This window comes from Micromonospora sp. NPDC049139, from assembly GCF_055586845.1.
Genome location: NZ_JBVJHK010000022.1, coordinates 24434 through 50199, shown reverse-complemented (window position 1 = coordinate 50199; position 25766 = coordinate 24434). Strand labels below are relative to the sequence as shown.

Sequence of the window (25766 nt, the reverse complement as noted above, 5' to 3'; positions counted from 1 at the left end):
GACTCGGTCCGTGCCGCCGACGGGTGCTCGGTCCTTGCTGCTGACGGGTGCTCAGTCCTTGCTGCTGAACGCGGCGTCGAAGGCCGCGGCCGGGGCGTCGAAGGCGAGCCGCCGGACGAACTGCAGGGCTTCGGGGGCGCCGACGAGGCGGTCCATGCCGGCATCCTCCCACTCGATCGAGATCGGGCCGGCGTAGCCGATCGCGTTCAGCGCCCGGAAGCAGTCCTCCCAGGGCACGTCGCCGTGACCGGTCGAGACGAAGTCCCAGCCGCGCCGCATGTCCGCCCACGGCAGGTGCGAGGCGAGCCGGCCCCGCCGCCCGTCCCCCGTACGCACCTTCGCGTCCTTGCAGTCGACGTGGTAGATCCGGTCGGCGAAGTCGAAGATGAAGTTGACCGGATCCAGCTCCTGCCAGACGAAGTGCGACGGGTCCCAGTTCAGCCCGAACGCGGGCCGGTGCCCGACGGCCTCCAGCGCCCGCTTGGTCGTCCAGTAGTCGTACGCGATCTCGCTCGGGTGCACCTCGTGGGCGAAGCGGACCCCGACGGAGTCGAAGACGTCGAGGATCGGGTTCCAGCGGTCGGCGAAGTCCTGGTAGCCCCGCTCGATCATCTCCGGCGGCACCGGCGGGAACATCGCCAGGGTGTGCCAGATCGACGACCCGGTGAAGCCCACGACGGTGTCCACCCCGAGCCTCGCCGCCGCCCGGGCGGTGTCCTTGATCTCCTCGGCGGCCCGGCGGCGTACGCCCTCGGGCTCGCCGTCGCCCCAGATCCGGGCCGGCAGGATGCCCTGGTGCCGCTCGTCGATGGGGTGGTCGCAGACGGCCTGGCCGACGAGGTGGTTGGAGATCGCGTACACCTTCAGGTTGTGCTTCGCGAGGGTCTCCCGCTTCCGGTCGACGTACGAGTCGTCGGCGAGGGCCCTGTCGACCTCGAAGTGGTCGCCCCAGCAGGCGATCTCCAGCCCGTCGTAGCCCCACTCGGAGGCGAGCCGGCAGACCTCGTCGAACGGAAGGTCGGCCCACTGGCCGGTGAAGAGCGTGATGGGTCGCGCCATTGTCCTTCTCCCCTGTCGTGATGGGGGATTCCGTCCGGGCGGGCCGGGGCGAGGGTGACCGGCCGGTACCGGTGAACGGCGGGGCCGCGGGGGCGTGCCGGTGGGTGCGCAGCGCACCGAGGCCCGCCGGGTTGCGCCTCCCGCCGGCTCACCGACCACCACAACGGTCGCCGCCCCCACTCTAGGCACCCCGGCGGCCCGAGGAAACCCCCCGCACCCTGCCCTCCCTCCACCGTCCCGCCCCGCGATCTTGCAGTTTCGGCCCGTGTTTCGCGGCGTTCGCCCGAGATGCCGGGGCACCAACTGCAAGATCGCGGGGACTCGGGTCAGGGCAGGGTCCACTTCTGGTTGGTGCCGGTGTGGCAGGTCCAGAGGTGCACGGGGGTGCCGTCGGCGGGGTTGTTGCCCGAGACGTCCAGACACTTGCCGGACTGCGGGTTGCGCAGCGTCCCGTCCGGCTGCGCCGACCAGTTCTGCGCGCCCGTGCCGTTGCACGTCCAGAGCTGGATCTTCGTGCCGTCCGCCGAACCGCCACCCGAGACGTCCAGACACTTGCCCAACGCCCGCACCGTCGAGTTCGGCGTCACCGTCCAGGTCTGCGCGGCGCTGCCGTTGCAGGTCCAGATCTGGATCTGGGTGCCGTCGGCCGTGGCGGCGCTGCGCACGTCCAGGCACTTGCCGGCCAGGCCCCGGATCGGGCCCACGCCGCCGCTGCCGCCAGGCCTGACCAGGGTAAAGTCGTCCACGTCGAAAAGCCCCGAACCGGACCCGGTGAAGGTCAGGTAGAGGGTGCGGGTGCCGGACGGGACCCCGCCGAGGGTGGTGGTGACGTCGGCGAAGGTGGTCCAGCCACCGGTGTTCGGCACCGCGACCGCGCCGAGCACGGTGCCGGTCGTGGATCCGGTACGCACCTGGAGGGTGCCGCCGGGCCCGCCCGAGACGACCCGCGCCCGGAACGACGTGACGCCGGTCAGGTCCACCCCGTCGTACGCCGCCCAGTCGCCCGGGTCGATGTGGCCGAGCGTCTGGCCACCGTTCGCCCCGGCCTTGGTGAACGGGGTGACGCCGCCGGCCGAGCTGAACGCCTCCGCCTGGATGGTGGTGTCGCCGGTCGGCGGGGTGGTGCCCAACTCCTTGATGCGGATGTTGCGGAACGAGGCGTCGTCGCCGGTGCCGTGGTTCTGGAGCCCGATGTGGCCGGCGAGCGACCGGGCGGGGTCGGTGTTGGTGAAGTCGTTGATCTTCACGCCGTTGAGGAAGACCTGGAGGCGCTCGCCCTCGACGAGCAGCTCGTACGTGTTCCACTCCCCCGGCGGGTTGAGCGCCGCGTCCCGGGCGGCGAGGTCGGCGGACTTGAAGGTGTAGACCGCGCCGGTGGTGCGGTCGGCCGCGTCGGTGGCGTCGATCTGCACCTCGTAGCCGTTGTTCACCGCCGACCAGGGGTCGCCCGACGGCGGGAAGCCGATGAAGACGCCGGAGTTGTCGTCGCCGGCGAGCCGCCAGTCCAGCTTGAGCGAGTAGTTGGTGAACTGCTTCGCGCTGTACCAGTAGAGCCCCATCCCGCCGACCGAGGTGAGGGTGGCGTCGGCGTTGCCGAAGCCGCCCGGCCCGGCCTGGGACCAGCCGGTGGTCGAGCCGTCGTAGAGCGCGGTGTAGCCGGTCTCGGGGCGGCAGTCGGCCCTGGTGCGGCCGGCCGCGTACCGGATGCCGCCGAGCAGGTGCGCCCGGAAGGCCGGCTCGGCGTACGACGCCTGGGTGTGCCCGCCGCCGGTGTAAAAGGCTCGGCCGCCGCTGTGGGTCTTGCACCAGGAGTGCGGGTGGTCGGCGCCCATCGAGCCGCCCGAGTACGACGACTCGTCGAGGGTGGCCAGCACGCGGGCCGTGGACCGGGCGTTGGTCCGGTAGTTGTACCACTCGTCGGTGCGGGTCCAGGTCTGCGGCAGGTGCGCGGTGCCGGCGTGCGCCCGGTTCTCCGCCTTCACGGTGGCCTGCTGGATGTGCGGGTGCGAGGCGAAGTACGCGCCGACCAGGTTGCCGTAGAACGACCAGTCGTACTCGGTGTCGGCTGCGGCGTGCACGCCGACGAAGCCGCCGCCGGAGCCGATGTACGCCTCGAAGGCGCCCTGCTGGGTGGCGTCGAGCACGTCGCCGGTGGTGTTGAGGAAGACGACCGCCTCGTACCGGGCCAGGTTGGCGGTGGTGAACTGGGCGGCGTCCTCGGTGGCGGTGACGGTGAAGTTGTTGGCCGCGCCGAGGTCGCGGATGGCCTGGGTGCCGACCGCGATGGAGTCGTGCCGGAAGCCGGCGGTCTTCGAGAAGACCAGCACGTCGTACGGGGCGTCGGCGGCGCTGGCCGGGGCGGCCGGGGTGGTGCAGGCGAGGACGGCGAGGACGGCGGTGGCCGCGCCGAGGACGGTTCGCAGGAGTCTGCGCATGTCGCTCTCCAATGCCGAGGTGGGGAGGGGCGTGCCGCCCCTCCCCGTCGGGTCAGGGCAGGGTCCACTTCTGGTTGGCGCCGGTGTGGCAGGTCCACAGGTGCACCGCCGTGCCGTCGGCGGGGTTGTTGCCCGAGACGTCCAGACACTTGCCGGACTGCGGGTTGCGCAGCGTCCCGTCCGGCTGCGCCGACCAGTTCTGCGCGCCCGTGCCGTTGCACGTCCAGAGCTGGATCTTCGTGCCGTCCGCCGAACCGCCACCCGAGACGTCCAGACACTTGCCCAACGCCCGCACCGTCGAGTTCGGCGTCACCGTCCAGCTCTGCGCCGCCGTGCCGTTGCAGCCGTAGACCTGGATCTGGGTGCCGTCGGCCGTGGCGGCGTTGCGCACGTCCAGGCACTTGCCGCCGAGCCCGACGAGCGGGCCGGTGCGGACCGTCGCGCCGGTGGTGAAGGTGAACGAGTCGACGTCGTAGAGCGCGCCGGTGCCGGCGCCGGCGAAGGTCAGGTAGAGCGTGGTGGTGCCGGCCGGCGCCCCCGACAGGCTGCCGCTGACCGTGGTGAACGTGTCCCAGGCGCCGGTGACGGGGACCGTCGCGGTGCCGAGCACGGTGCCGGTGGCCGAGCCGGCCCGCACCTGGAGGGTGCCGCCGGAGCCGGCCGAGGAGACCCGGGCGCTGAACGAGGTCGCGTCGTCGAGCTTGTACGGCTCGAAGGCGACCCAGTCGCCGTTGTGGATGTCGCCGACGGTCTTGCCGCCCTCGGCCGTGGCCTTGTCGAAGGTGTTGACGCCGGAGGACGTCCTGAAGTGCTCCGCCTGGCGCTTGCGCGGCTGGAGGGTGTGCTGCTTGTGCGTGGTCAGCCCGCCCGCGTCGGTGTACTCCGCGTCGAAGATGGCGAAGATGTTCGCCGCGTCGTCGTGCTCGCCGTCGACGGGGATGGTGATCGAGCCCGAGCAGCCGGTCCTGGAGGTGATCTGGTGGCCGTGGCTGTCGTGGCCGAGCACGTAGGTCATCCTGACCCTGGTGCAGTCGATCGCGCCGTCCTCCGGGTCGGTCACGGTGATGCTGAACGGCACGGTGTCGCCGTAGCTGAACAGTTGGCCGTTGGCCGGGCTGTTGATGGTGACCGTGGGCGCGGTGTTGCCGACCCCGATCTGCACGTTCGCCGTGCCGGTGGCGCCCTGCGGGTCGCGGACGGTCAGCGTGACCCGGTAGGTGCCGTTGGCGGTGTAGGTCTTGCTGGGGTTGGCCGTCGTCGACGTGGTGCCGTCGCCGAAGTTCCAGGAGTACGTCAGCGCGCCGCCCTCCGGGTCCGACGACCCGGCCGAGGAGAAGTTCACGGTCAGCGGCGCCGTGCCGGAGGTCCTGTCGGCCGCGGCGACCGCGGTCGGCGCGCGGTTGCCGCCAGCGATGTGGTCGTAGCGGTACAGCGCCGAGTTGGCGTCGCCGTTGAAGTAGCCGGTGCCGTAGTCCAGCACGTAGAGCGCGCCCTCCGGCCCGAACGCCATGTCCATGACCTGCTTGCCGTTCCACGGGAACGTGTCGATGGTGCCGGGCGCGCCGCCGGCGTCGAGGTGGATCGGCTTGACCCAGCCCCGGCCGAGTTCCCCGGCGAAGAACTGCCCGTCGAAGGACTGCGGGAACTTGGTGGCGGAGTCCAGCGCGGCGTCGTACCGGTAGACCGGGCCGGCCATCGGCGACTCGGAGCCGCCGCCGAACTCCGGCGGGCTGCCGGTGTCGCCGGCGTACCGGATCCAGGCGGGCTTCGCCCCGGGCAGGGTGGGCAGGCCGGTGTTGCGGAAGGAGTTGTTGGTCGGCCCGCCGGCACAGTTGTACTTGGCCCCGGCGGTCCCGGTGGCGAAGTCCCACTCGGCGTACGTCTCGGCGGCGGTGTTGGTGCCCGTGCAGTACGGCCAGCCGTAGTTGCCGGGGCCGGTGACCCGGTCGAACTCGACCTGTCCGCTGGGGCCCCGGGCGCTGGTGGTGCCGGCGTCCGGCCCGTAGTCGCCGACGTAAACGATGCCGGTGGCCCGGTCGACGCTCATCCGGAACGGGTTGCGGAAGCCCATCGCGTAGATCTCGGGGCGCGTCCTCGGGTCCGAGTCGACGAACATGTTCCCGGCCGGGATCGCGTACGTGCCGTCGGCGTTCACCCTGATCCGCAGGATCTTGCCGCGCAGGTCGTTGGTGTTGGCCGCGCTGCGCTGCGCGTCGTACGCGGGGTTGCGGTTGGTGCGCTCGTCGATCGGCGCGTACCCGGCCGAGTCGAACGGGTTGGTGTCGTCGCCGGTGGAGAGGTAGAGGTTGCCGGCGGCGTCGAAGTCGATGTCGCCGCCGACGTGGCAGCACATGCCCCGGTCGGCGGGCACGTCGAGGATGTCGACCCTGCTGCCGGTGTTGATGGTGAAGTCGGCGTTGAGGGTGAACCGGGAGAGTCGGTTGACGCCCTGCCAGGCGGAGAAGTCGGTGCCGGTCGCCGGCGCGTCGCCGGCGGGGGTGGACAGCGGCGGGGCGTAGTAGAGGTAGATGTGCCGGTTGCCGGCGAAGTTCGGGTCCGCCCCGATGCCCTGCAACCCCTCCTCGTCGTGGCTGTAGACCGGCAGCGTGCCGATCACCGAGGTGGTGCCGGCGGAGTCCGTACGCCGGACGGTGCCGTTGCGGGCGGTGTGCAGGACCGACCGGTCCGGCAGGACCGCGATCGTCATGGGCTCGCCGACCTCGGCGACTCCCTTGGCGAGGGTGACCTGCTGGAAGTCGGTGCCGACGACGGGGTGGGCCCGGGCCGGGGTGGGGCCGCCCAGCGCGGCGGGGCCGGCGCCGAGGGCGACCGTGGCGGTGGCGGCCAGTAGCAGCGCCGTGCCGGCGGCGGCGGACCGTCGCCCGGTCCCGTGGGTGGGGGCGTCCTTCGTGGACATGAATGTGCCGTCCCTTCCTGACCGGTGACTGCCAGGGCGGGCGCGCGCCGTCGCGCCGGATGCCGTAGCGGGGGATGGGGTCGGCCGCCGGGTGGTTTCCCGGCCGGCCGTGACCTGCGAGGGGTGGGGTGCCACCGCTCGGAGGTCACCAGTCGATGGGTTCCCGCGCCGCCGGTTCACCTCGACGAAACATCTTCGCGATGGCCCGACATTAAACGACGCACGTCTATGTGTCCACACGTTCCGACCGGTGGGCGCGAACTTTCGTCGATCCCGCGAAAAGTCCCGGAGGCACCCGGTGGCGGCAGCTCAGAGTGAACGGTCGACGGCCTGGGCGGCCAGGGCGGCGAGGGCGGCACGGGCCTCGGGGGTCACGGGAGCCTCCGCCAGGGCCGCCAGGGCGGCATCGGCGCGCACCCGGATCATCCGCTCGATCCGCTCGCGCGCGCCGGTACGCTCGATGATGCCCCGCAGCTCGGCGGCCCCGTCGGCGTCCAGCGCCGGGTTGCCGAACAGCTCCCGCAGCCTGGCGGCCTGCGCCCGGTCGGCGGCGCCACGGGCCAGCGCCATCATCACCGTCGGCTTGCCCTCCCGCAGGTCGTCCAGGACCGACTTGCCCGTGACGGCCGGATCGCCGAAGACCCCCAGCACGTCGTCGCGCAGCTGGAACGCGTCGCCCAGCGGATCGCCGAAAGCGGTCAGCGCGGCGACCGGCCCCGGGCCCGCCCCGGCCAGCGTCGCCCCGATCTGCAGCGGCCGGGTGACCGTGTAGCGGGCAGCCTTCATCCGGATCACGGTCAGCGCGCTGGCCACCGAGCCGTCGCCGACCCCGGAGACCAGGTCCAGGTACTCGCCCGCGATCACCTCGGTGCGCATCAGCGCGAAGACGGCGCACCCCCGGTGCACCCGCGCGGCGTCCAGCCCGCACTCGTGGAACATCTGGTCCGACCAGGCGGCGCACAGGTCGCCGCAGAGCAGGGCCGTGTTGCGCCCGTACGCCTCCGGGTCGCCGCGCCAGGACGAACGGGCGTGCAGGTCGGCGAAGAGCCGATGCACCGACGGCTCGCCCCGGCGGCGGTCGCTGCCATCGAGGATGTCGTCGTGGATCAGCGCGAACGCGTGGAACAGCTCCAGCGCGGCGGCGGCCACCACGATCGGGGTGCCGTCGGGGGCGCCGGCGCCCCGCCAGCCCCAGTAGCAGAAGAGCGGGCGCAGCCGCTTCCCGCCGGCCAGCACGAACCGGTGCAGCGCGGTGAAGACGCCCCGGGGCGCGCCGTCCGGCCAGTCCCGGCCCTGCCGGTCGAGGAACGCGGCCAGCTCGGCGTCGACACGGGCCCGCAGTTCGCTGGTGTCGGGGGGCGCGACGGTGACGGTCACGACGCCTCCCCCGGTCGTCCGGCCGCCGCAGGGGGCGGCGGCGCGGCTGGCGGGACCAGCCCCGCCAGCTCCAGCAGCAGGGCTTTCACCTCGGTCGCGGCGACCCGGTCCCGGGCGGCGGACGGGTCGGAGCAGAGCAGCACCGGCCCGTCGGCCGGGTCGGCGGGGAGCCGCCCGTGCGACCCGCGCACCGCCTGGGCACCGGCGTCCAGCCCGACCACGCTCATCAGGTAGCGCAGCCCGAGCTTCTTGCGGGCCAGCGCCACGGCGGCGCGGCGCTTGGCGGCACCGGGGGCGGCGGGGTCGAAGAACAGCTCCGCGGGGTCGTAGCCGGGTTTGCGGTGGATCTCCACGAGGCGGGCGAAGTCCGGCGCGCGGGTGTCGTCGAGCCAGTAGTAGTACGTGAACCAGGCGTCCGGCTCGGCGACGAGAACGAGTTCTCCGGCGCGCGGATGGTCCAGCCCGTGCGCGGCCTTGCCGTCGGCGTCGAGCACCTCGGCCACCCCGGGCAGCGCGGCGCAGAGCTTCGCCACCGCCGGCACGTCGGCCGGGTCACGGACGTAGACGTGCGCGACCTGGTGGTCGGCGACCGCGAAGGCCCGCGAGGTCCACGGGTCGAGGTACTCCATGCCGGCCTGGGTGTGCACCCGCAGCAGCCCCTCGGCGCGCAGCAGCCGGTTGACGTCGACCGGGCGGGAGGCGTCGGTGATGCCGTACTCGGAGAGCACCACCACGGTGGCGTCCCGGGCCCGGGCGGCGTCCAGCAGCGGCCCGAGCACCCCGTCCAGCTCGGCCGCCGCCGCGGCGGCCTGCGGGGAGGACGGGCCGAAGCGTTGCAGGTCGTAGTCGAGGTGCGGGACGTACACCAGGGTCAGGTCCGGGGACTGCTCGGCGAGGATCCGCTCGGCGGCCCGGCAGATCCACGCCGACGACGCCAGCCCCGCGCCCGGCCCCCAGTAGTTGAACAGCGGGAAGGTGCCGAGCCGGTCGGTGAGCGCGTCGTGCAGCTCCGGCGGGTCGGTGTAGCAGTCCGGCTCCTTGCGCCCGTCGGCGTGATAGACGGGGCGCGGGGTGACCGTCCAGTCCACGTCCGCGCCCATCGCGTACCACCAGCAGACGTTGGCGACGGTGTAGCCGGGCTCGGCCCGGCGGGCCGCCTGCCAGAGCTTCTCGCCGCCGACCAACGCGTTGTGCTGACGCCAGAGCAGCACCTCGCCGAGGTCCCGGAAGTACCAGCCGTTGCCGACGATGCCGTGCTCGGCCGGGAGCGCCCCGGTGAGGAAGGTCGACTGCACCGAGCAGGTCACCGCGGGCAGCACCGTGCCCAGCTCGGCACGGAAGCCGGCGTCGGCGACCGCGCGCAGCCGGGGCATGTGCGCCAGCAGGCGCGGGGTCAGCCCCACCACGTCCAGCACCACCAGCCGCCGGCTCATGCCGGCACCTCGCTCCGCTCGGCGCCGCCATGAGACACCCCGGCACAGTGTCGATGACTCACTCGCTGACGCTCGCTCATGTCGGCACCTCCGCCGGACGGCCCGCGGGAGCCAGGCCGAGGGCGACCAGCTCGGCGTGGGCGAAGGCCAGTTCCGCGGCGATCCCGGCGGCCAGCTCCGCGTCGGTGCCCGGCCGCCGCGCGGCCGGCAGCACCCCCCAGGTGTACGTCTCGACGTCGAGGTGGTCGCAGCCCGCCTCGGGCCCGGCGTAGAGCGCGGCCAGCGCGGCGCGCAGCACCGGCAGGGTGGAGTCGAGCGGCGGTTCGGGCGGGGCGTGCAGCGGCACGTGGTAGTGCACCCGCCACGGCCCGGGCAGCCGCGCGGCCAGGGCGGCGTCCAGGTCGTCGGCGGCGTGGGCGGGGTCCGCCGGGTCCGCCGCCCCCGCGCAGCCCGCCGCGCGGGTCTGGTGCAGGAAGCGCGGCTCCACCCAGCGGCGCAGCGCCGCCGTCGCCTCGGCCGGCGCCTCGATGGCGGCCGAGACCTGCACCTTCACCACCGGCAGGCCGGCGGCCCGCAGCCGGCGCAGCGCGTCGGCCGGCTCCTCCCAGGCGCAGGCGAGGTGGGCGAGATCCAGGCAGACGCCGAGGCGGTCGGTGTCCACGCCGGACAGTGCCGCGACGGCCTGTCCGGTGCTCTCCACCACGCAGCCCGGCTCCGGCTCGAGGCCGACCCGGACCGGTCGGCCGGTGTCCCGCTCGACGACCGCGAGACCGGCCGCGAGCTGGTCGAGCCGGCGGCGCGCGGCGTCCGTGCGGGCGGCGTCCCAGGGCCGTCGCCAGGCCAGCGGCAGGGTGGAGACCGAGCCCCGGGCCGCGTCGTCCGGCAGCAGGTCGGCAAGCACCCGGGCCAGGTCCAGGGTGTACGCGAGCCGCCCGCCCGTGGTCCAGTCCGGGTGGTAGACGTCGCCCTTGACCACCGGCGCCTGGAAGGCCGCGTACGGGAAGCCGTTGAGCGTGACCACCTCCAGCCCCCGAACGGTCAGCTCGGTACGCAGCCGGCGACGGGCCGCCGGGTCGACGGCCAGCTCGGCGGCGACCGGGGCGGCCAGCCACAGCCCGAGGCCGAGCAGGTCCGCGCCGACCGCCTCGCGGACGGGCACGGCGTAGGTGTCCAACTGGCGGAGGATGCCGGCGAGGTCCTCGGCGGGGTGCACGTTGGTGCAGTAGCCGAGGTGGACGGTGTCGCCACCGGCGTGCCGCAGCCGCATCAGCTGCCGCCGCGCAGGATCGAGTTGCCGGCCCACGTGCCGGTCGGCGGGTCGACGTCGGCGCGGTCCAGGTCGGCCAGGTCCAGCCGCCCGGACTGGCCGTAGAACTCGACCGGGTTGCGCCACAGCACCCGGTCGACGTCGTCGTCGGTGAAGCCGGCCAGCAGCATCGCCTCCCCCGTGGCCCGGGTGAGCAGCGGGTCCGAGCGCCCCCAGTCGGCCGCCGAGTTGACCAGCACCCGCTCGGTCCCGTACGCCCGCAGCAGCTCCACCATGCGCGGCGGCGACATCTTGGTGTCGGGGTAGATGGAGAAGCCCAGCCAGCAGCCGGTGTCCCGGACCAGCTTCACCGTCACCTCGTTGAGGTGGTCGAGCACCACCCGGCCCGGCTCGATGCCGGACTCGGCCACGACGGCGAGGCTGCGCTCCACGCCCCGGGCCTTGTCCCGGTGCGGGGTGTGCACCAGCGCCGGCAGGTCGTGCGCCACGGCCAGGGCCAGTTGGGCGGCGAACGCGTCGTCCTCCTCCGGCGTCATCGAGTCGTAGCCGATCTCGCCCACCGCCACCACGCCGTCCTTGTCGAGGTAGCGCGGCAGCAGGTCGAGCACCGGGCGGCAGCGTGGGTCGTTGGCCTCCTTCGGGTTCAGCGCGACCGTGGCGTGGTGGCGGACCCCGAACTGCCCGGCCCGGAACGGCTCCCAGCCGATCAGCGAGTCGAAGTAGTCGGCGAAGGAGGCGGCGCTGGTGCGGGGCTGGCCGAGCCAGAACGCCGGCTCCACCACCGCCCGGACGCCGGCCGCGGCCATCCGCTCGTAGTCGTCGGTGGTCCGCGAGGTCATGTGGATGTGCGGGTCGAAGATGCGCATCACGCCTCCCTGGCGGTGATCGGGACGGGGCCGGTGGTGAGCCGGCCGAGCAGCGCGGTGGCGTCGGCGGGCATCGTGCGGCCGGCGGCCTGCCGCTCGGCGGCCAGCCCGGCGAGCATCGCGGCGAGTTCCGCGTCGGCGCGGGCGTCGAGGTCGTGCACCACGGCCAGCGGCACGCCCGTGAAGACGCACTTGAGCACCGCCTGCCGCCAGGCGGCCGGGTCGAGGTGCCGGGCGTACGGGCCGAGGGCGGCGGCGACCAGCCGGGTGTCGTTGGTACGGATCGCGTCGTGCAGCAGCGGCACCCCGGCCGCGCCGATCGGCAGCAGCGGCAGGGCCTTGAGCACGGCCCGCTTCTCGGCGGCGTCGCCGTGGCGGTAGAGCGACTCGGCGTGCGGGGCGTGGTCGGCGGGCAGCGCGGTCAGCAGCAGCGCCCGGGCCGCCTCGTCGGCGCTCCAGCCGGCCGGCTCCGGCAGCGGGGCCCGGCCGCAGCGCCGGCCGGCAGCCGCGAAGAGCCCGCCGATCGCCGCCGGTTCCGCCGCCACCCGCCGCACCGCCGCGTCGAGCCAGTCGGGCTCGGGTACCCCCCGCAGCGCGGCCCGCAGTGAATCCGGTGTCATCCCGTCTCCTCTCTCGTGCTGCCCGAGCTGGCCCCGTCACCGATCCCGTTGCCCGGCTTCCTTCACGGCGGTACGCAGGAAGTCGAGCGAGCGGGCGGCGACGGCGGGGGCGGCGTGCGAGTGCCGGGGCAGCTCCACGGCGACCAGCCCCCGGTAGCCGGCGTCGGCCAGGGCCCGCAGCACCGGCGGGAAGTCGATCTCGCCGGCACCGAACTCCAGGTGCTCGTGCACGCCCCGGCGCATGTCGTCGATCTGCACGTTGACCAGGTGCTCGGCCACCTCGTGCACACACGCGGAGATCGGCTGCGGCTCCAGGCACCGGCAGTGCCCGATGTCGAGGGTGATGCCGAAGTGGGCCGGGTCGCCGAGCGCGCCGCGCAGCCGGCGCCAGCCGGCGATGTCCTCGACCAGCATTCCCGGCTCCGGTTCGAAGCCGAGGATCACCCCGGCCGCGTCGGCGGCGTCGACCACCGTCGCGCAGCCGGCGACCAGCCGGTCCCAGGCCGTCGGCGGCGGGACGGCGTCGGGGCGTACGCCGGCCCAGAAGGAGACGGCCTCCGCGCCCAGGTCGGCGCCGATCCGCACGGCCCGGCGCAGGAACTCGACGCGCCGCGTCGGGTCGTCGTGCAGCAGCGTCGGGGCGTGCTTGTGCCACGGGTCGAGCAGGTACCGCGCGCCGGTCTCGACGACCACGGCGAGGCCGAGCGCCACCAGCCGGCGGGCGACGGCGGCCACCCGCCGTGCCAGCGCGGGCGCGAACGGGTCGAGGTGGTCGTGGTCCAGGGTGAGCGCGACGCCCTGGTAGCCCAGGTCGGCGATGACCGCCAGCGCGTCGGCCAGCCGGTGGTTGGCGAACCCGTTGGTCCCGTAGCCGAAGCGCAGCCCGCCGTCGTCGCGGCTGGCCACCCCGGCGCTCCGGGGCTCCGGGGCCGCGTGCCGGGGGCGCGGGGCGGTCATGTCGGGGAGACCTTCCGGGCCAGCCGGCGGCCCAGGGGCGCGGCCGCCGCCACCGCCAGCCCGAGCAGCCCGGCCCCGGCGCGCGCGGCCAGGGCGCCCTGCAACGCGGGCAGCCCGGTGATGCCGGCCCCCACCGCCGCGCGCACCCGGGCGGCGGAGGGCTCGGCCACCACCCGGGCCTGGGCCGCGCCGTAGCGGGCCGCGTACGAGCCGGCCAGCAGGGCGGGCAGCACCCCCGCGCCGGCCGGGCCACGCCACCGGCGGGGCATCGCGCGACCGGCGGACCGGGCACGACCCGTCGGGACGGTGGCGGCGCCGGCGGCGACCAGGGCGGTGCCGGCGAGGGTACGCAGCGGCAGCGCCGCGTCGGCGCCGGTGACCTCCCGGCGGGAGAGTGCCGTGACCGTCCACGTGTGGGCGGCCACGGTGACCGCCGCCGGCACCGCCCGCAGCACCCGTCCACCCGTGGCGCCGAGCAGCACGTCCAGCCCCCGGCACGCGGCCATCACGGCCGGTCCGGCGGGGGTGTCCTTCGCCGCCAGGTCGTACCCCCAGACGGCGGCGGCGAGCGGGACGGCGACGCTCGCGGCGCGCCGGCCCCCGGCGGTGACGGCCAGCGCGACCCCGGCGGCGGTGAGCCCGGCGGCGAGGCCGAGCGCCGTCCCGGGGGCGACCCGGCCGCTGGGGATCGGCCGCTCGGGGCGTTCGACGGCGTCCAGCCGCCGGTCGGCCCAGTCGTTGGCGGCCATTCCCGCCCAGTAGAGCAGCACGGACGCGGCGGCCAGGGCGGGCGTACGCCGGTCGAGCGCACCGGCCGCGGCCGCGCCGGCGATGACGTCGCCGGGCACCGAGAGCGCGGCCGGGGCCCGGACCAGCTCGACGAGGTCAGCCGCGCGGGGCATCGGCACCTCCCGCGTGCAGCCGGCGGGCGAAGCCGCACAGCCGGGTCCACTGGTCGGCCAGCGAGTGGGTGGACGCGCCGAGCGGGTCCTTGAAGAAGAAGGCCAGGTCGTGCAGGGGGCCGGTGTGGCCGGCGGCGTGCGCGGCGGCGACGAGCCGGGCCAGGTCGAGCACCAGGGGCGCGGCCAGCGCGGAGTCGCAGCCGTGCCAGGTGAACTCCATCCGCATCCCGGTGCCGAGGAAGCCGGCGAAGGTGACCAGGTCCCACGCGGTCTTGAAGTCGCCCAGTTCCTCGACGTACTCGATCCTGGTGCCGCCCTGCGGGAGGTAACCGAGCGTCTCGCCGAGCACCCGCTGCTTGCTCTCCACCTTGGCCGCGTTGGCGGCCGGGTCGGCGAGGGTGGCGCCGTCGCCGCCGCCGAGCAGGTTCACCCCGGACCAGGAGCGCACCGCCAGGTGCCGCATCGCGAACATCGGCGCGAGCACCGACTTGACCAGGGTCTCCCCCGTCTTGCCGTCGTGCCCGGCGTACGGGATCCCGCGGTGCGCCGCCAACGTGGCCAGGGCCGGCAGCCGCAGCCCGGTGGACGGCGTGAAGTCGACGTACGAACAGCCCGCCCGCACCGCCGCGTACGCGTAGAGCGAACTGGGCGGCAGCACCTCCTCGGGACCGGCGAGCGCGGCCCGCAGCGCGTCCGGGTCGGCGTGCGCCGGGTGCGGTCGGGCGACCGGTTCGGTGGCCGAGACGTTGACCACGACCACCCGGTCCAGCTCGTGCCGCCCCCGGAAGTCGGTGAGGTCGCGTACGGTCGCGGCGGCCCGGTCCGCCTGGGTGCCGGCGGTGGGGGCCGCGCACAGCTCGCGCTCGACGGCGGCCAGTTCGTCGGGGAGGGCGGCGACCAGCCGGCCGGGCAGCACGCCGGCGGCGGCGAGGGCCTCGGCGCGTTTGGCCAGTGGGACGGTGGCGACGTCGTGCCCGCCGAAGACCAGGTCGGTGAAGGCCGGCAGGGCGGGCCCGCGCACGTCGGGCAGCTCGGTGACGCAGCCGGTCGGGCCGGTGAGCCCGGCTCGCAGGGCGAGCGCCCCGACGATGCTGGTGGTCGCGACCGAGCCGCGCGCCCCCACCAGCCAGACACCCGTACGCATGGTGCTCCTTCCCGTCAGGAGGAACCAGCCGTGCATTGGCTTACATGGATATCAGAAGTTTGTTCGGAAAGATATGGATCTGTGCGGATGGGCCCCGTCCGCCGGCCCGCACCGGGGGAGCCGACCGGCCCGGTGTCGACGTCGGCGGCGACGACGCCGGACCGGCTCCCGGTGCGGGCGCGGACGGACGGGGCTGGCAGGCAGGGGCGGTCGGCGTCTCGCCCCTGCCTCCCCCGCATCCGCCGGCCGGAACGACGGCGCGCCCCGACCGGACGTCGTGGGGTGACGCGGCCCGGCGGGATCGCCGGGGTGGTGGCGGTCCTCCGGTGCGACTGGGGAATCCCGGTCCGGCCGCACCGGACGACCGTCCTGCTCGTGCGCCACCGGGCCGTGGCGGCCCGGCTGCACGTCCTCCGGTGCCGACCTCGTCCCGGCCGCGGGGCGCAACCGCGGCCGGTCCCTCGCCGGTCGGCGCCGGAGGTGGCTCAGACGGCCACCGAGGCCAGCGCGGGCTCCACCTCCGTCCACGAGGAGCCCAGCTCCGCCGACCGGGCGACCGCGTCCAGCACGAGCTGGACCTGGAGCCCGTCGGCGAAGGAGGGGGCCGGGTCGGCGCCGGTGGCGACCGCCTCGACGAAGTCCCGCATCTGGTGCGTGAAGGAGTGCTCGTAGCCGATGATGTGGCCGGGCGGCCACCACGCCGACATGTACGGGTGCTCCCCCTCGGTCACCAGGATGCGGCTGAAGCCCTGCTCGGCGGCCGGTCGCGTCGCGTCGAAGAACTCCAGCTCGTTGAGGCGTTCCAGGTCGAAGGCCACGGTCCCGAGGGAGCCGTTGATCTCCACCCGGAGCGCGTTCTTGCGGCCGGTGGCGAACCGGCTCGCCTCGTACGTGGCCAGCGCGCCGCCGTCGAGCCGGGCCACGAAGACCGCCGCGTCGTCGACGGTGACCGTGCCGGTGGCCGGGCGGTGCCCGTCGGAGCCGTTGCCGTCGACGGCGCCCCCGTCCACCGTGGCCGCGAGCCCGCTCGACCCGCCCGGCAGCGGGCGTTCCTTGACGAAGGTCTCCGTCACGGCGCTGACCCCGCTGATCCGCTGCCCGGTGACGTACTGGGTCAGGTCGATAATGTGCGCGCCGATGTCGCCGAGCGCGCCGGAGCCAGCCCGGTCCCGCTGCAACCGCCAGACCAGGGGGAACTGCGGGTCCACGATCCAGTCCTGCAGGTACGTCGCCCGGACGTGCCGGATCACCCCGAGCCGCCCGTCGGCGACGAGCTGGCGCATCATCGTGACCGCGGGCACCCGGCGGTAGTTGAACCCGCACATCGAACGCACCCCGGCGGCCTGCGCCGTGGCCGCGGCGGCGGCCATCGCCCGGGCCTCGGCGACCGTGTTCGCCAGCGGCTTCTCGCACAGCACGTGCTTGCCGGCGGCCAGCGCGGCGAGGGCGATCTCGGCGTGGCTGTCCCCGGGTGTGCAGACGTCGACCACGTCGATGTCGTCCCGGGAGATCAGGTCGCGCCAGTCGGTCGTGTACGCCTCCCAGCCGAGCCGGTCGGCGGCGTCGGCCACCTTCCCGGCGTCCCGGCCGCAGATCAGCGCCATCCGGGCCCGTGCCGGCAGGTCGTACACCCGGTTCACGGTGCGCCACGCCTGCGAGTGCGCGGCGCCCATGAACGCGTAGCCGACCATGCCGACCCGCAGTTGCCTGTCTGTCGTGGACAAGGTGGGTCTCCCCCCGTGTGTCAGAACCCGAGCTTCAGGTAGTTGCCCGCGTTCTCCTTGGTGATCGTCTCGGAGGCGAGGACGATCTCCTTGGGCACCTGGAGTTCCACCAGGTCGGACATGCCCCGGCCCTGGGCGATCAGCCGGGCCAGGGAGATCGCCGAGGAGGCCATCGACGGGCTGTAGGTCACCGTCGCCTTGAGCACCGTGTTGTCGGCCTGGATGTCCTCCATCGCCTTCTTCGAGCCGGCGCCGCCGACCATGAAGAACTCCTTGCGGTTGGCCTGGTTGATCGCGGCCAGCACGCCGATGCCCTGGTCGTCGTCGTGGTTCCAAAGGGCGTCCATCTTCGGCAGGGCCTGGAGCAGCTGGGCGGCCTCCTGCTGGCCCGAGTCGGCGGTGAACCGGGCCGAGCGACGGTTGGCGACCTTCAGCCCCGCCTGGGCCAGCGTGTCGGCGAAGCCCTTCGACCGCTCCTGGGTCAGCTCGAGTTCCTCCATGCCGGCGATCTCGCCGATCACCGGGTTGGTGAGGTTCTTGGCCTTCAGCTGGGCGATGATGTACGTGGCGGCGGCCACGCCCATGCCGTAGTTGTCGCCCTTGATCTGCAGCCGGTAGGCCTTGGCGTCGGGGAATGCCCGGTCCAGGTTGACCACCGGGATGCCGGCCTTCATCGCCTCCAGGCCGAAGGCGTTGAGCTCCTTGCCGTCGTGCGGCAGCAGCACGATCACGTCGGGCTTCTGCGAGACCAGCGTCGACAGCGCCGCCCGCTGGGCCGCGGCGTCGGCGCCGGCCTCGACCGTCTTGAACTCCACGTCGGAGTACGTGCCGGCCTGCGCCTTGGCGTTGTTGGTGATGGCGGCGATCCAACCGTGGTCCGCGGCCGGCGCGGAGAAGCCGATCGTCACCCGCTTGCCGGGCTCGCTGTTGCCGCCGGGCGCGCCCGCCGCCTTGGTCTGCGCCTCGGTCGGCTGGGCCTCGTTGCTGGTGCAGCCGGCGAGCAGCACGCCGGCGCCGACGGCGGCCCCGCCGAAGAGCAGCCGGCGGCGCGACAGGTCGCGGCTGTGCTGGGTCATGACGACCTCCTGTTTTTCACGGGGGTGAAGGGGGATTTCGGGTGTGCGAGGTCCGGCCACCGTCGTCTGTTCGGGTGGCCCAGGTGCGGCAGGTTGTTACTCGAAGGGGGTCAGGTGGTGGTGAGCCGGTTTCGGCCGAGGAACTGCGTGAGGCTGCGGAACTTCACCTGCTGGACCAGGACGGCCGCGACGATGATGCCGCCCTTGACCATGTTCTGGGCCTCGGTGGTGAGGCCGTTGATCGCGAAGAGGTTCGTGATCGTGGCGAAGATGATCACCCCGAGCAGGGAGCCGATGATGGTCCCCCGCCCGCCGCTGAGCAGCGTGCCGCCGATGATCGCGGCGGCGATCGCGTCCAGCTCGTACAGGTTGGCCATCGCCGCCTGAGCCGAGTTCGCCTGGGCGGTGAGCATGATGGCCGCGATGCCGCAGCAGAGGCCGGAGAGCGCGTAGAGCAGCAGGGTGTGCCGCTTGACGTCGATACCGGCCAGCCGGGCCGCTTCCGGATTGCCGCCGACCGCGACGGTGCGGCGGCCGAACGTGGTGCGGTTGAGCAGCACCCATCCGGCCGCCACGACGGCGGCGAGGATGTAGACCAGCAGCGGGATGCCGAGCAGGTTGTTGCTGGCGAGGCCGTTGATGAAGCCGTTGTCCGAGACCTGCGTCTGCTTGTCGGAGATCTCGGCGGCCAGCCCCCGGGCCGCCACCAGCATCGCCAGGGTCGCGATGAACGGCACCAGCCGCCCGTACGAGATCAGCAGGCCGTTGATCAGGCCGACCGCGAGCCCGACGGTCAGGGCGCTGAAGATCATGCCGCCGGCGCCGTAGCTCTGCGTCGCCACCGTCGTGCACCAGACCCCGGCCAGGGCGACGATCGCCCCCACCGACAGGTCGATGCCGCCACCGATGATCACGAACGTCATACCGACGGTGACCACGCCGACCACCGAGGCGAGCTTGAGGATGCTGAGCACGTTGTCCCAGACCCAGTCCGGGTTGGAGTAGAGGTCGGAACGGGTGAGGGCGCCGATCACGATCAGCGCGACCAGCACTCCGATCAGGGCGAGGTTGCGGCGGCCGCCCTCGCCGGCGTCGCCGTGCCACCAGGAGAGTCGGCCGGTGGCCTTCTCGCTGGCCAGGGCGGTCTCCCCCGGGTCGACCGGCGGTGACTGCGCCGGAAGATCCGTACCGCGCCCCGGCGTGGCGGTGGAGGTGGGCACTGTGTCGCTCATGCCGGTGCGCCTTCCATCAGGGACCCCGCCATGACGAGGTCGAGCACGGTGTTCTCGTCGAGTTCGGCGGCCGGGGCCTCGCGGACCACCCGGCCCTCGCGCATGACCAGCACACGGTCGGCCAGGCCGAGCACCTCCGGCACCTCGCTGGAGACCAGCAGCACCCCGACGCCGCGGGCGGCGAGGGCGCGGACGACCTGGTACAGCTCCGCCCGGGCGCCGACGTCCACGCCCCGGGTCGGCTCGTCCAGCAACAGCAGCTTCGTGTCGCCGAGCAGCCACCGCCCGACCACGACCTTCTGCTGGTTGCCTCCGGAGAGCGTGCGCACCGGCCGGCGGACGTCGCGGGGGCGCAGGTCGAGGCTCTCGGCGATGCGGTCCGCCTCAGCCCGCTCCTTGCCGGTGTCGGTGAAGCCGCCCCGGGCGTACCGGCCGAAGGTGGCCAGCGTGACGTTGCGGTAGATCGGTTCGCCCAGCAGCAGCGCCTGGCTCTTGCGCTCCTCCGGGGCCATGCCGAGGCCGGCGCGGACCGCTGCGCCCACGCTGCCCGGACGCAGTGCCTTTCCGGCCATCGTGACGGTGCCGGCGTCGGCCCGGCGGGCGCCGTAGATGGTCTCCAGCAGCTCCGATCGGCCGGAGCCGACCAGCCCGGCGATGCCGACGATCTCGCCCGCCCGCACGGACAGCGACACGTCGGCGAACTCGCCGGCCCGGGTCAGCCCGTCGACGCGGAGCAGCCCTTCGCCGGCCGCCGCCTCGGCGGGGCGGTCCGGGAAGACGTACTCGATGGTGCGGCCGGTCATCCGGGAGACCAGGTCGCGGGTCGGGGTCTCGCGGGCCGACAGGTTCGCCGCCGTGGTCCGCCCGTCCTTGAGGACGGTGACCCGGTCGCCGATCTCGCGGATCTCCTCGAGCCGGTGCGAGATGTAGATGACCGCGATGCCCTGGGCAGTCAGCTCCCGGATGATTCGGAACAGGTTGCCGACCTCGTCGTGCGCCAGCACCGCGCTCGGCTCGTCCATGATGATCAGCCGGGCCTCGTGCGACAGCGCCCGGGCCATGCTGACCACCTGCTTGGCGGCCGCCGGCAGCGAGCGGACCATCCGGTTCGGCGGGATCTCGGCGTGACCCAGCCGACCGAGGATCTGCCGTGTCCGGCGGGCCATGTGGCCGCGCTGGACGAAACCCAACCGGCGCGGCTCGTGGCCGAGGAAGGCGTTCTCCGCGACGGACAGGTCCTCGACCAGGTCGAGTTCCTGGTAGATCGTGGCGATGCCGGCGCGCATGGCGGCCTGCGGGTTGGCGAAGCCGACCGGCTGGCCGCGCCACTCGACCTGCCCCGAGTCGGGGCGGTGCACCCCGGCCAGCACCTTGATCAGGGTGGACTTGCCGGCACCGTTCTGCCCGAGCAGGCAGTGCACCTCGCCGGCGCGCACCTCCAACTGCACCCCGTCCAGCGCGCGTACGCCGGGGAAGGTCTTGACCACGTCGGTGAGGCGCAGGACCACCTCGCCCGCGACGGCGTCGGCGGGCGCCTCGACCAGCGGAGCGTCGGCGGGGGCGACATCCGCCGGCGTGGCGGCGGCCGTCTTCTCGGGCTGGGCCACGCTCTCCTCCTCGCGCTCGTTCATGACGCCTCCGCGAAGGCCACGTCGCTGGCCAGGACGGCGGCGCCGGCCACGCCGGCGCGGGGCCCCAGCTCGGACAGGACGACCGGGAGATTGCCGGTGGCCAGTGGCAGCGACCGGCGGTAGACCACGCTGCGGATCTCGGCCAGCAGGATGTGCCCGAGCTGGGCGAGCCCGCCGCCGATCACGATCATCGACGGGTTGGTGAAGCTGACCAGCCCGGCCAGGACTCCACCGACCCGCCGACCCCCGTCGCGGATGAGCTGGATGCAGGTGACGTCGCCCTCGCCGGCGCCCTCCGCCACGTCCCGGGCGGTGACCGCGCCCCGCGCGGCGAGCCGCTCGGCCAGCGCGGGCGAGGTGCCGGCGCGCGCCGCGGCGGTCGCGTCCTTGGCCAGCGCGGCGCCGCTGAACAGGGCCTCCAGACAGCCGACGTTGCCGCAGGAGCACATCGGGCCGTGCGCGTCGACCTGGATGTGGCCGATGTCGCCGGCGCAGCCGTCGGTGCCCCGGTAGACCTCGCCGCTGAGGTAGATCCCGCACCCTATTCCGGTGCCGATCTTCACGAAGAGGAAGTCGTCCACGGAGTGGGCGACCCCGCCGTGCCGCTCCCCGATCGCCATGATGTTGACGTCGTTGTCGACCACCGCCGGGCAGCCGTGCTCGCGGGTGAGCAGCTCACGCACCGGGAACCGGTCCCACCCCGGCATGATCGGCGGCGAGACCGGCACGCCGTCGCGGAAGCTGACCGGGCCGGGCACGCCGATGCCGACGGCGTCGAGCCGCTCGTAGGCGCCGTCCACCCGGGCCTTGTGCAGCAGCTCGTTGACCCGCTGGAGGGTCACCTTCGGTCCGGTGCGGATGTCGGCCGGCTCCGCGTACGCGGCGACCGGCTCCAGGCGGCCGTTGACCACCTCGACGTCGATCGAGCTGGCACCCAGGTCGACGGCGGCGAACCGCAGGTGGGGGCTCAGCTCGACGAGGGTGGAGCGCCGGCCGCCCCGGGAGGCCGCGAGACCCGCCTCGGCGACGTAACCGAGCCCGACGAGCCGTTCCAGCTCGGCCAGCAGCCGCGGACGCGGCATCTGGAGGCGGTCCGCCAACTCGGCCCGGGAGACGGCCCCCTCGTCGCGGAGCAGCCGCAACAGGCGTACGTGCAGGGGATCGATGGTCCGCACCGGGACTCACCTCTTCGTCACGTCGTTCACATCGACGCAACGCCGATGTGTCGTGTCCGACACAGTAGGAGACTTCCGCGCCGCGTGTCTAGATCTTTGCTCGAGCTGCGCCCAACTTTTGTACGATCGGACAAAAGCTTCGACAGCCCGACGGCGCCCAACCCCGCGCCGCAGCCCGTCCCGCGGCGGGCCGGAGTCGGCCGGTCCCGCGCGGCAAGGACGGCACGCGCGGCGACATGTGCCGCGCCACGCACCGCGATCTAATTGATCTTCAGCAATGGGACGAGAGGTTCGATGTAACCGAATCAGGCTTTACACCTCGACCCACATCACTGCATTGACATTTAAGACGCGCCGGGAGTAGCGTGCCGGTCGAGACACGGGGGAAATACACACGGCGCATTCACGGTGAATCGCGCCCTCCCTGGCGTCTTTCTCAGGAGGGTGCGTGACCATGAGAATTGGCCGCCGCATGATTGCTGTCGCCCTATTGACGACAGTGTTGTTCGCACCAGCCGCCCGGGCCGAGGCGTCCCCGTCGGCCGCCTCCGGTGCGGCGTCGGTCGCCGACAGCAGCCTGACCACGACGCAGCCCGCCGAACTGCGCGAAACCGCTGGGAGCCGGTCGGTGACCGTCTTCGGCAACTGCACCGCCGGGATCTTCTGCGGTGAGGTGAAGAACCGGCTCGGACGGTCAGTGTTGATCTCCGGGAACTGGCCCTACAACACGAAGACGATGTGGCTGCCAGCAGGCCAGGGATCCGCGTCCGATTCGCACTACTACTACGACTTCCGCGACACGGACGGTTTCCACGTGCCGAGCGGCTACATCTACTACGACACCATCGGGAGCAAGTACTACCCCGGCTGGCACAAGGTCTACGATTACCAGGAAATCACCCTCAACGGCTGGTGCCTCACCACAGCCTGCAGCTGACAGTCACCCCGAACTGCATTCGATAATTGCTGCCACGCCCCGACAATGGGACGTGGCAGCAATCATTGCTCGTCTCAACCGGCCGAGCTGCGTTGGTTGCGCTTCTTGCGGAGCTTGCGGTCGTCGCGCAGCTCGACGTAGGGCTCCTCGTCGGGCGAGTGGCCCGCCTCGATGGCGCGGCTGCGCTCCAGCTCGGCGTCGAACTCCGCGCCGAGCAGGATGGCGATGTTGCTCAACCAGAGCCAGATCAGGAAGATGATCACCCCGGCGAGCGCCCCGTACGTCTTGTTGTACGAGCCGAAGTTGCTGACGTAGAGGGCGAACAGCCCGGAGATCACCAGCCAGATCACCACGGCCAGCACGCCGCCCGGGCTCACCCAGCGGAACCCACCGTGCCTCGCGTTCGGGGAGGCCCAGTAGAGGATCGCGAACATCAGGCTGACCAGGAGCAACAGCACGGGCCACTTCACGATGTTCCACACGGTCACCGCGGTGGAGCCCAGCCCGATCGCCTCGCCGACCTGCGCGGCGAGGCCGCCCGTGAAGACCACGATCACCGCGCTGGCCAGCAGCATCACGCCGATCACCGCGGTCACCCCGATGCGGATCGGCAGCGTCTTCCAGATCGGCCGCCCCTCGGGGACGTCGTAGATCGTGTTGGAGGCGCGCATGAACGCGGCGATGTAGCCGGAGGCCGACCAGAAGGCGGCCAGCAGACCGAGGATCGCGGCGAGCCCGGCGAAGCCCCCGCTCTGCTGCGCCTGGTTGATCGCTCCCTCGACGATCTGGCGGATGTTCTCCTGCGGGACGGCCTGGTTGACCGTGTCCTTGACGCCCTGCGTCGCGCGCGGGCCGAGCAGACCGAGGATCGAGACCAGCACCAGCAGGCCGGGGAAGATCGAGAGCACCCCGTAGTAGGTCAGGGCCGCCGCCCAGTCGGTGAGGCTGTCGTCCTGGAACTCCCGGAGCGTGCGCCGCAGCGCCGCCTTCCACCCGGTGCCCGGCAGCTCCGTCGGGCTTTCGGGGCCCTCGTCGGGCCCGACCGGGCCGCCCCCGGGGCGGTGCCGCCGCGCCGGATCCGGGCTGGGGTCGGCGCGGTCCGTCCGGCGGTCACCGCCCGCCCTGCCGCCGGCCACGGCCCCGGAATCGTCGCGGTCGCGCCCGCCGCGGGCGGAAGACTCGTCGGAGGCCATCGCCCCTCCCTCTGCTCGGCTCATGTCCCCCCGACATGCCCCGGCAGCGGCGACGATTAACCACCTACCGGTAGAGCAACCTGCCCATCCGGCGCGAAGCGACCAGCAGGCCGACAACCAGCACCGCGAGCAGGTAGAGCACGTCGAGCACCCACGCCCAGCCGGCCGTGCCCACGGAGACGCCGCGGATCAGGTGCACCGCGCGGTAGAGCGGGGTCACCTCGACCACCCAGCGCAGCAGGGACGGGTACGCCTCGGCGGGGACGAACGTGCCGGAGAAGAGGAAGAGGGTGAACTGGGCCGAGCCCATCAGGTCGAAGTCCTGCCAACTGCGCATGAAGGTGGAGATCGTCATGCCGAGCGCGCCGAAGGCGAAGCCGACCAGCACCGCCGCGGGGAAGGCGACCAGGGCCCGGGCCACGGTGGTCAGGTCCATCCCCACCATCACCACGAGGAACGCGGCCGAGTAGGACCCGCCCCGCAGCATCGCCCAGCCCAACTCCCCGAGGGCGATCTCGAACGGCTGCACCGGGGTGGCGATCACCCCGTCGTACAGCTTCATGTACTTCATCTTGCCGAAGAAGTTGAACGTCGTCTCCGACAGCGCGCCGGTCATCGCCGACGAGGCGAGCATGGCCGGCGCGACGAACGCCGCGTACGTGACGACCTGGCCGCCGGGCAGCGTGAGGTCACCGACCAGCGCGCCCACCCCGACGCCGATGGAGAGCAGGTAGAGCAGCGGCTCCACGAAGCCGGAGACGAGCAGCAGCCAGTAGACGGACTTCAGGGCCGCGACGTTGCGCTCGGCCACCGACGTCGACCGGCGGGTCGCGGCGGCGACGTCGACCAGCCGGGGCAGGACGAGACTGACCACGACACCCCTCCTAGACGACGAGCCGGCGACGGAACGCGCGGCGGGCCAGCAACCAGCCGCCGACCGCCCAGGCCGCGAGGTAGAGCAGGTGGCCGGCGACCGACCACTGCGGAGCGACGCCGAGCGTCGCCGCCCGGCACAGGTCGACGCCGTGCCACAGCGGCGTCGCGTGCGCCAGCCAGCGCAGCGCCGTGGGCAGCGACTCGACGGGGAAGAACACCCCGGCGAACAGCGTCATCGGGATCACCGCGAAGCGGAGCAGCATCGCCAGCCAACTGTCGGTGGACACCACCGACGCGTACGCGAAGGTCGGCGCGGCGACGGCGAGGCCGAGCAGCGCCACCACCGGCAGCGTGGCCACCGCCCACGGCGAGCGCAGCGCTCCGAACAGCGTCATCACCAGCAGGAACGCCGCGCTGGTGGTGACCACCCGGAACAGCACGAACGCCAGGTGCCCGCTGAGGATGTCGCCCACCCGCAGCGGCGCGGCGCTCTGCGCGAAGTAGGTCTTGATCCACTGGAAGTTGCTGAACACCGGCCACGTCGACTCGCCGATCGCCGTCTGGAGGGCGGTCGACGCGATCAGGCCGGGCACGATCCACTCGAGATAACGCACCCCGCCGACGCCCTGGTCGATGTAGGCCCCGACACCGACCCCGAACCCCAGCACGGTCAGCACCGGCAGCAGGAACGACGAGAAGACGCCGGCCCGCCAGGTGCGCCGGTAGCCGACCAGGTAGTGCGCCAGCACCGCCAGCGCCGGCACGCGTGGCAGCGACGGCCGCGCCCGCTCCCGCGCCTGTTGCGCCACGCTCACGCGACCACCCCCGTTCACCACGGCCTTCCTACCCAAGGGGTACGACAGGCCGCAGCCACCCTACGACCGGCGTACGCACCTGTCGTGGCAGTTTCCGCTCCGAGCGGGGTCTCTCCATTCACTGGACAGG

General features: G+C 73.2%; 20 protein-coding genes. 1 reads left to right on the top strand and 19 read right to left on the bottom strand.

Annotation, left to right across the window (positions count from 1 at the left end; genetic code table 11):
• Positions 1 to 51 precede the first annotated feature (51 nt).
• From ACZ6Q9_RS28765 to ACZ6Q9_RS28690, 16 genes are all read right to left on the bottom strand, one after another.
• The gene (locus ACZ6Q9_RS28765) at positions 52 to 1059 is read right to left on the bottom strand and encodes a sugar phosphate isomerase/epimerase family protein (protein WP_350712241.1); all 1008 of its coding nucleotides are present in this window, start codon (positions 1057 to 1059) and stop codon (positions 52 to 54) included.
• A 326-nt stretch (positions 1060 to 1385) separates the two neighbouring features.
• A complete protein-coding gene (locus ACZ6Q9_RS28760; RefSeq protein ID WP_396829159.1) occupies positions 1386 to 3494 on the bottom strand; it encodes a ThuA domain-containing protein in 2109 nt (702 codons plus the stop codon).
• 52 nt (positions 3495 to 3546) lie between these two features.
• A complete protein-coding gene (locus ACZ6Q9_RS28755; protein WP_396829158.1) occupies positions 3547 to 6411 on the bottom strand; it encodes an RICIN domain-containing protein in 2865 nt (954 codons plus the stop codon).
• A gap of 309 nt (positions 6412 to 6720) precedes the next feature.
• Entirely contained in the window at positions 6721 to 7788 is a 1068-nt protein-coding gene (locus ACZ6Q9_RS28750) for a polyprenyl synthetase family protein (RefSeq protein ID WP_396829157.1), read from the bottom strand.
• Positions 7785 to 9221, bottom strand: coding sequence for an alkaline phosphatase family protein (locus ACZ6Q9_RS28745; protein ID WP_396829156.1), 1437 nt, complete (start codon positions 9219 to 9221; stop codon positions 7785 to 7787). The genes ACZ6Q9_RS28750 and ACZ6Q9_RS28745 overlap by 4 nt, the downstream gene beginning before the upstream one ends.
• A gap of 76 nt (positions 9222 to 9297) precedes the next feature.
• Positions 9298 to 10488 (bottom strand): metabolite traffic protein EboE, encoded by a 1191-nt coding sequence (gene eboE, locus ACZ6Q9_RS28740; RefSeq protein ID WP_396829155.1) that lies wholly within the window; start codon positions 10486 to 10488, stop codon positions 9298 to 9300.
• Positions 10488 to 11354 carry a TatD family hydrolase gene (locus ACZ6Q9_RS28735; protein WP_357450749.1) on the bottom strand — a complete coding sequence of 289 codons (867 nt, stop codon included), beginning with the start codon at positions 11352 to 11354 and terminating at the stop codon, positions 10488 to 10490. The genes eboE and ACZ6Q9_RS28735 overlap by 1 nt, the downstream gene beginning before the upstream one ends.
• Complete coding sequence (locus tag ACZ6Q9_RS28730; RefSeq protein ID WP_396829154.1) at positions 11354 to 11974, bottom strand: EboA domain-containing protein; 621 nt, start codon at positions 11972 to 11974, stop codon at positions 11354 to 11356. Before ACZ6Q9_RS28730 ends, ACZ6Q9_RS28735 begins: the two co-directional genes overlap by 1 nt.
• Before the next feature lie 36 nt (positions 11975 to 12010).
• Positions 12011 to 12931: a sugar phosphate isomerase/epimerase family protein gene (locus ACZ6Q9_RS28725; protein ID WP_396829153.1), complete on the bottom strand. Its 921-nt coding sequence runs from the start codon at positions 12929 to 12931 to the stop codon at positions 12011 to 12013.
• Positions 12928 to 13833: an SCO3242 family prenyltransferase gene (locus tag ACZ6Q9_RS28720; RefSeq protein WP_396829152.1), complete on the bottom strand. Its 906-nt coding sequence runs from the start codon at positions 13831 to 13833 to the stop codon at positions 12928 to 12930. The genes ACZ6Q9_RS28725 and ACZ6Q9_RS28720 overlap by 4 nt, the downstream gene beginning before the upstream one ends.
• On the bottom strand, positions 13817 to 14977 hold the full coding sequence (locus tag ACZ6Q9_RS28715; RefSeq protein ID WP_393263244.1) for an inositol-3-phosphate synthase: 1161 nt from the start codon (positions 14975 to 14977) through the stop codon (positions 13817 to 13819). Before ACZ6Q9_RS28715 ends, ACZ6Q9_RS28720 begins: the two co-directional genes overlap by 17 nt.
• Positions 14978 to 15462: 485 nt before the next feature.
• Positions 15463 to 16668, bottom strand: coding sequence for a Gfo/Idh/MocA family protein (locus ACZ6Q9_RS28710; RefSeq protein WP_393459619.1), 1206 nt, complete (start codon positions 16666 to 16668; stop codon positions 15463 to 15465).
• A 53-nt stretch (positions 16669 to 16721) separates the two neighbouring features.
• The gene (locus ACZ6Q9_RS28705; protein ID WP_396829151.1) at positions 16722 to 17777 is read right to left on the bottom strand and encodes a substrate-binding domain-containing protein; all 1056 of its coding nucleotides are present in this window, start codon (positions 17775 to 17777) and stop codon (positions 16722 to 16724) included.
• Between the two features lie 110 nt (positions 17778 to 17887).
• Positions 17888 to 19009 (bottom strand): ABC transporter permease, encoded by a 1122-nt coding sequence (locus tag ACZ6Q9_RS28700; RefSeq protein WP_396829150.1) that lies wholly within the window; start codon positions 19007 to 19009, stop codon positions 17888 to 17890.
• On the bottom strand, positions 19006 to 20640 hold the full coding sequence (locus ACZ6Q9_RS28695; RefSeq protein ID WP_393459551.1) for a sugar ABC transporter ATP-binding protein: 1635 nt from the start codon (positions 20638 to 20640) through the stop codon (positions 19006 to 19008). Before ACZ6Q9_RS28695 ends, ACZ6Q9_RS28700 begins: the two co-directional genes overlap by 4 nt.
• A complete protein-coding gene (locus ACZ6Q9_RS28690) occupies positions 20637 to 21815 on the bottom strand; it encodes an ROK family protein (RefSeq protein WP_393459554.1) in 1179 nt (392 codons plus the stop codon). The genes ACZ6Q9_RS28695 and ACZ6Q9_RS28690 overlap by 4 nt, the downstream gene beginning before the upstream one ends.
• Before the next feature lie 448 nt (positions 21816 to 22263).
• Here ACZ6Q9_RS28690 and ACZ6Q9_RS28685 point away from each other — a divergent pair, with 448 nt between their 5' ends.
• A complete protein-coding gene (locus ACZ6Q9_RS28685; RefSeq protein WP_393459557.1) occupies positions 22264 to 22752 on the top strand; it encodes a hypothetical protein in 489 nt (162 codons plus the stop codon).
• A 74-nt stretch (positions 22753 to 22826) separates the two neighbouring features.
• Here ACZ6Q9_RS28685 and ACZ6Q9_RS28680 read toward each other — a convergent pair whose 3' ends face one another.
• The 3 genes from ACZ6Q9_RS28680 to ACZ6Q9_RS28670 form a co-directional block, all read right to left on the bottom strand.
• Positions 22827 to 23945, bottom strand: a complete 1119-nt coding sequence (locus tag ACZ6Q9_RS28680) for a YihY/virulence factor BrkB family protein (RefSeq protein WP_393459560.1) — start codon at positions 23943 to 23945, stop codon at positions 22827 to 22829.
• Between the two features lie 64 nt (positions 23946 to 24009).
• Positions 24010 to 24819 carry an ABC transporter permease gene (locus tag ACZ6Q9_RS28675; protein ID WP_357701823.1) on the bottom strand — a complete coding sequence of 270 codons (810 nt, stop codon included), beginning with the start codon at positions 24817 to 24819 and terminating at the stop codon, positions 24010 to 24012.
• A gap of 10 nt (positions 24820 to 24829) precedes the next feature.
• The gene (locus tag ACZ6Q9_RS28670) at positions 24830 to 25630 is read right to left on the bottom strand and encodes an ABC transporter permease (RefSeq protein WP_396829184.1); all 801 of its coding nucleotides are present in this window, start codon (positions 25628 to 25630) and stop codon (positions 24830 to 24832) included.
• Positions 25631 to 25766 lie beyond the last annotated feature (136 nt).

Bases quoted from the DNA above. Each gene is read 5' to 3' on its own strand.
- ACZ6Q9_RS28725 (WP_396829153.1), bottom strand. From the start codon at position 12,931: ATGACCGCCCCGCGCCCCCGGCACGCGGCCCCGGAGCCCCGGAGCGCC.
- ACZ6Q9_RS28715 (WP_393263244.1), bottom strand. From the start codon at position 14,977: ATGCGTACGGGTGTCTGGCTGGTGGGGGCGCGCGGCTCGGTCGCGACC.
- ACZ6Q9_RS28705 (WP_396829151.1), bottom strand. From the start codon at position 17,777: ATGACCCAGCACAGCCGCGACCTGTCGCGCCGCCGGCTGCTCTTCGGC.
- ACZ6Q9_RS28760 (WP_396829159.1), bottom strand. From the start codon at position 3,494: ATGCGCAGACTCCTGCGAACCGTCCTCGGCGCGGCCACCGCCGTCCTC.
- ACZ6Q9_RS28735 (WP_357450749.1), bottom strand. From the start codon at position 11,354: ATGCGCATCTTCGACCCGCACATCCACATGACCTCGCGGACCACCGAC.
- ACZ6Q9_RS28700 (WP_396829150.1), bottom strand. From the start codon at position 19,009: ATGAGCGACACAGTGCCCACCTCCACCGCCACGCCGGGGCGCGGTACG.
- ACZ6Q9_RS28710 (WP_393459619.1), bottom strand. From the start codon at position 16,668: ATGGTCGGCTACGCGTTCATGGGCGCCGCGCACTCGCAGGCGTGGCGC.
- ACZ6Q9_RS28745 (WP_396829156.1), bottom strand. From the start codon at position 9,221: ATGAGCCGGCGGCTGGTGGTGCTGGACGTGGTGGGGCTGACCCCGCGC.
- ACZ6Q9_RS28720 (WP_396829152.1), bottom strand. From the start codon at position 13,833: ATGCCCCGCGCGGCTGACCTCGTCGAGCTGGTCCGGGCCCCGGCCGCG.
- ACZ6Q9_RS28680 (WP_393459560.1), bottom strand. From the start codon at position 23,945: ATGGCCTCCGACGAGTCTTCCGCCCGCGGCGGGCGCGACCGCGACGAT.
- ACZ6Q9_RS28755 (WP_396829158.1), bottom strand. From the start codon at position 6,411: ATGTCCACGAAGGACGCCCCCACCCACGGGACCGGGCGACGGTCCGCC.
- ACZ6Q9_RS28730 (WP_396829154.1), bottom strand. From the start codon at position 11,974: ATGACACCGGATTCACTGCGGGCCGCGCTGCGGGGGGTACCCGAGCCC.
- ACZ6Q9_RS28695 (WP_393459551.1), bottom strand. From the start codon at position 20,640: ATGAACGAGCGCGAGGAGGAGAGCGTGGCCCAGCCCGAGAAGACGGCC.
- ACZ6Q9_RS28765 (WP_350712241.1), bottom strand. From the start codon at position 1,059: ATGGCGCGACCCATCACGCTCTTCACCGGCCAGTGGGCCGACCTTCCG.
- eboE (WP_396829155.1), bottom strand. From the start codon at position 10,488: ATGCGGCTGCGGCACGCCGGTGGCGACACCGTCCACCTCGGCTACTGC.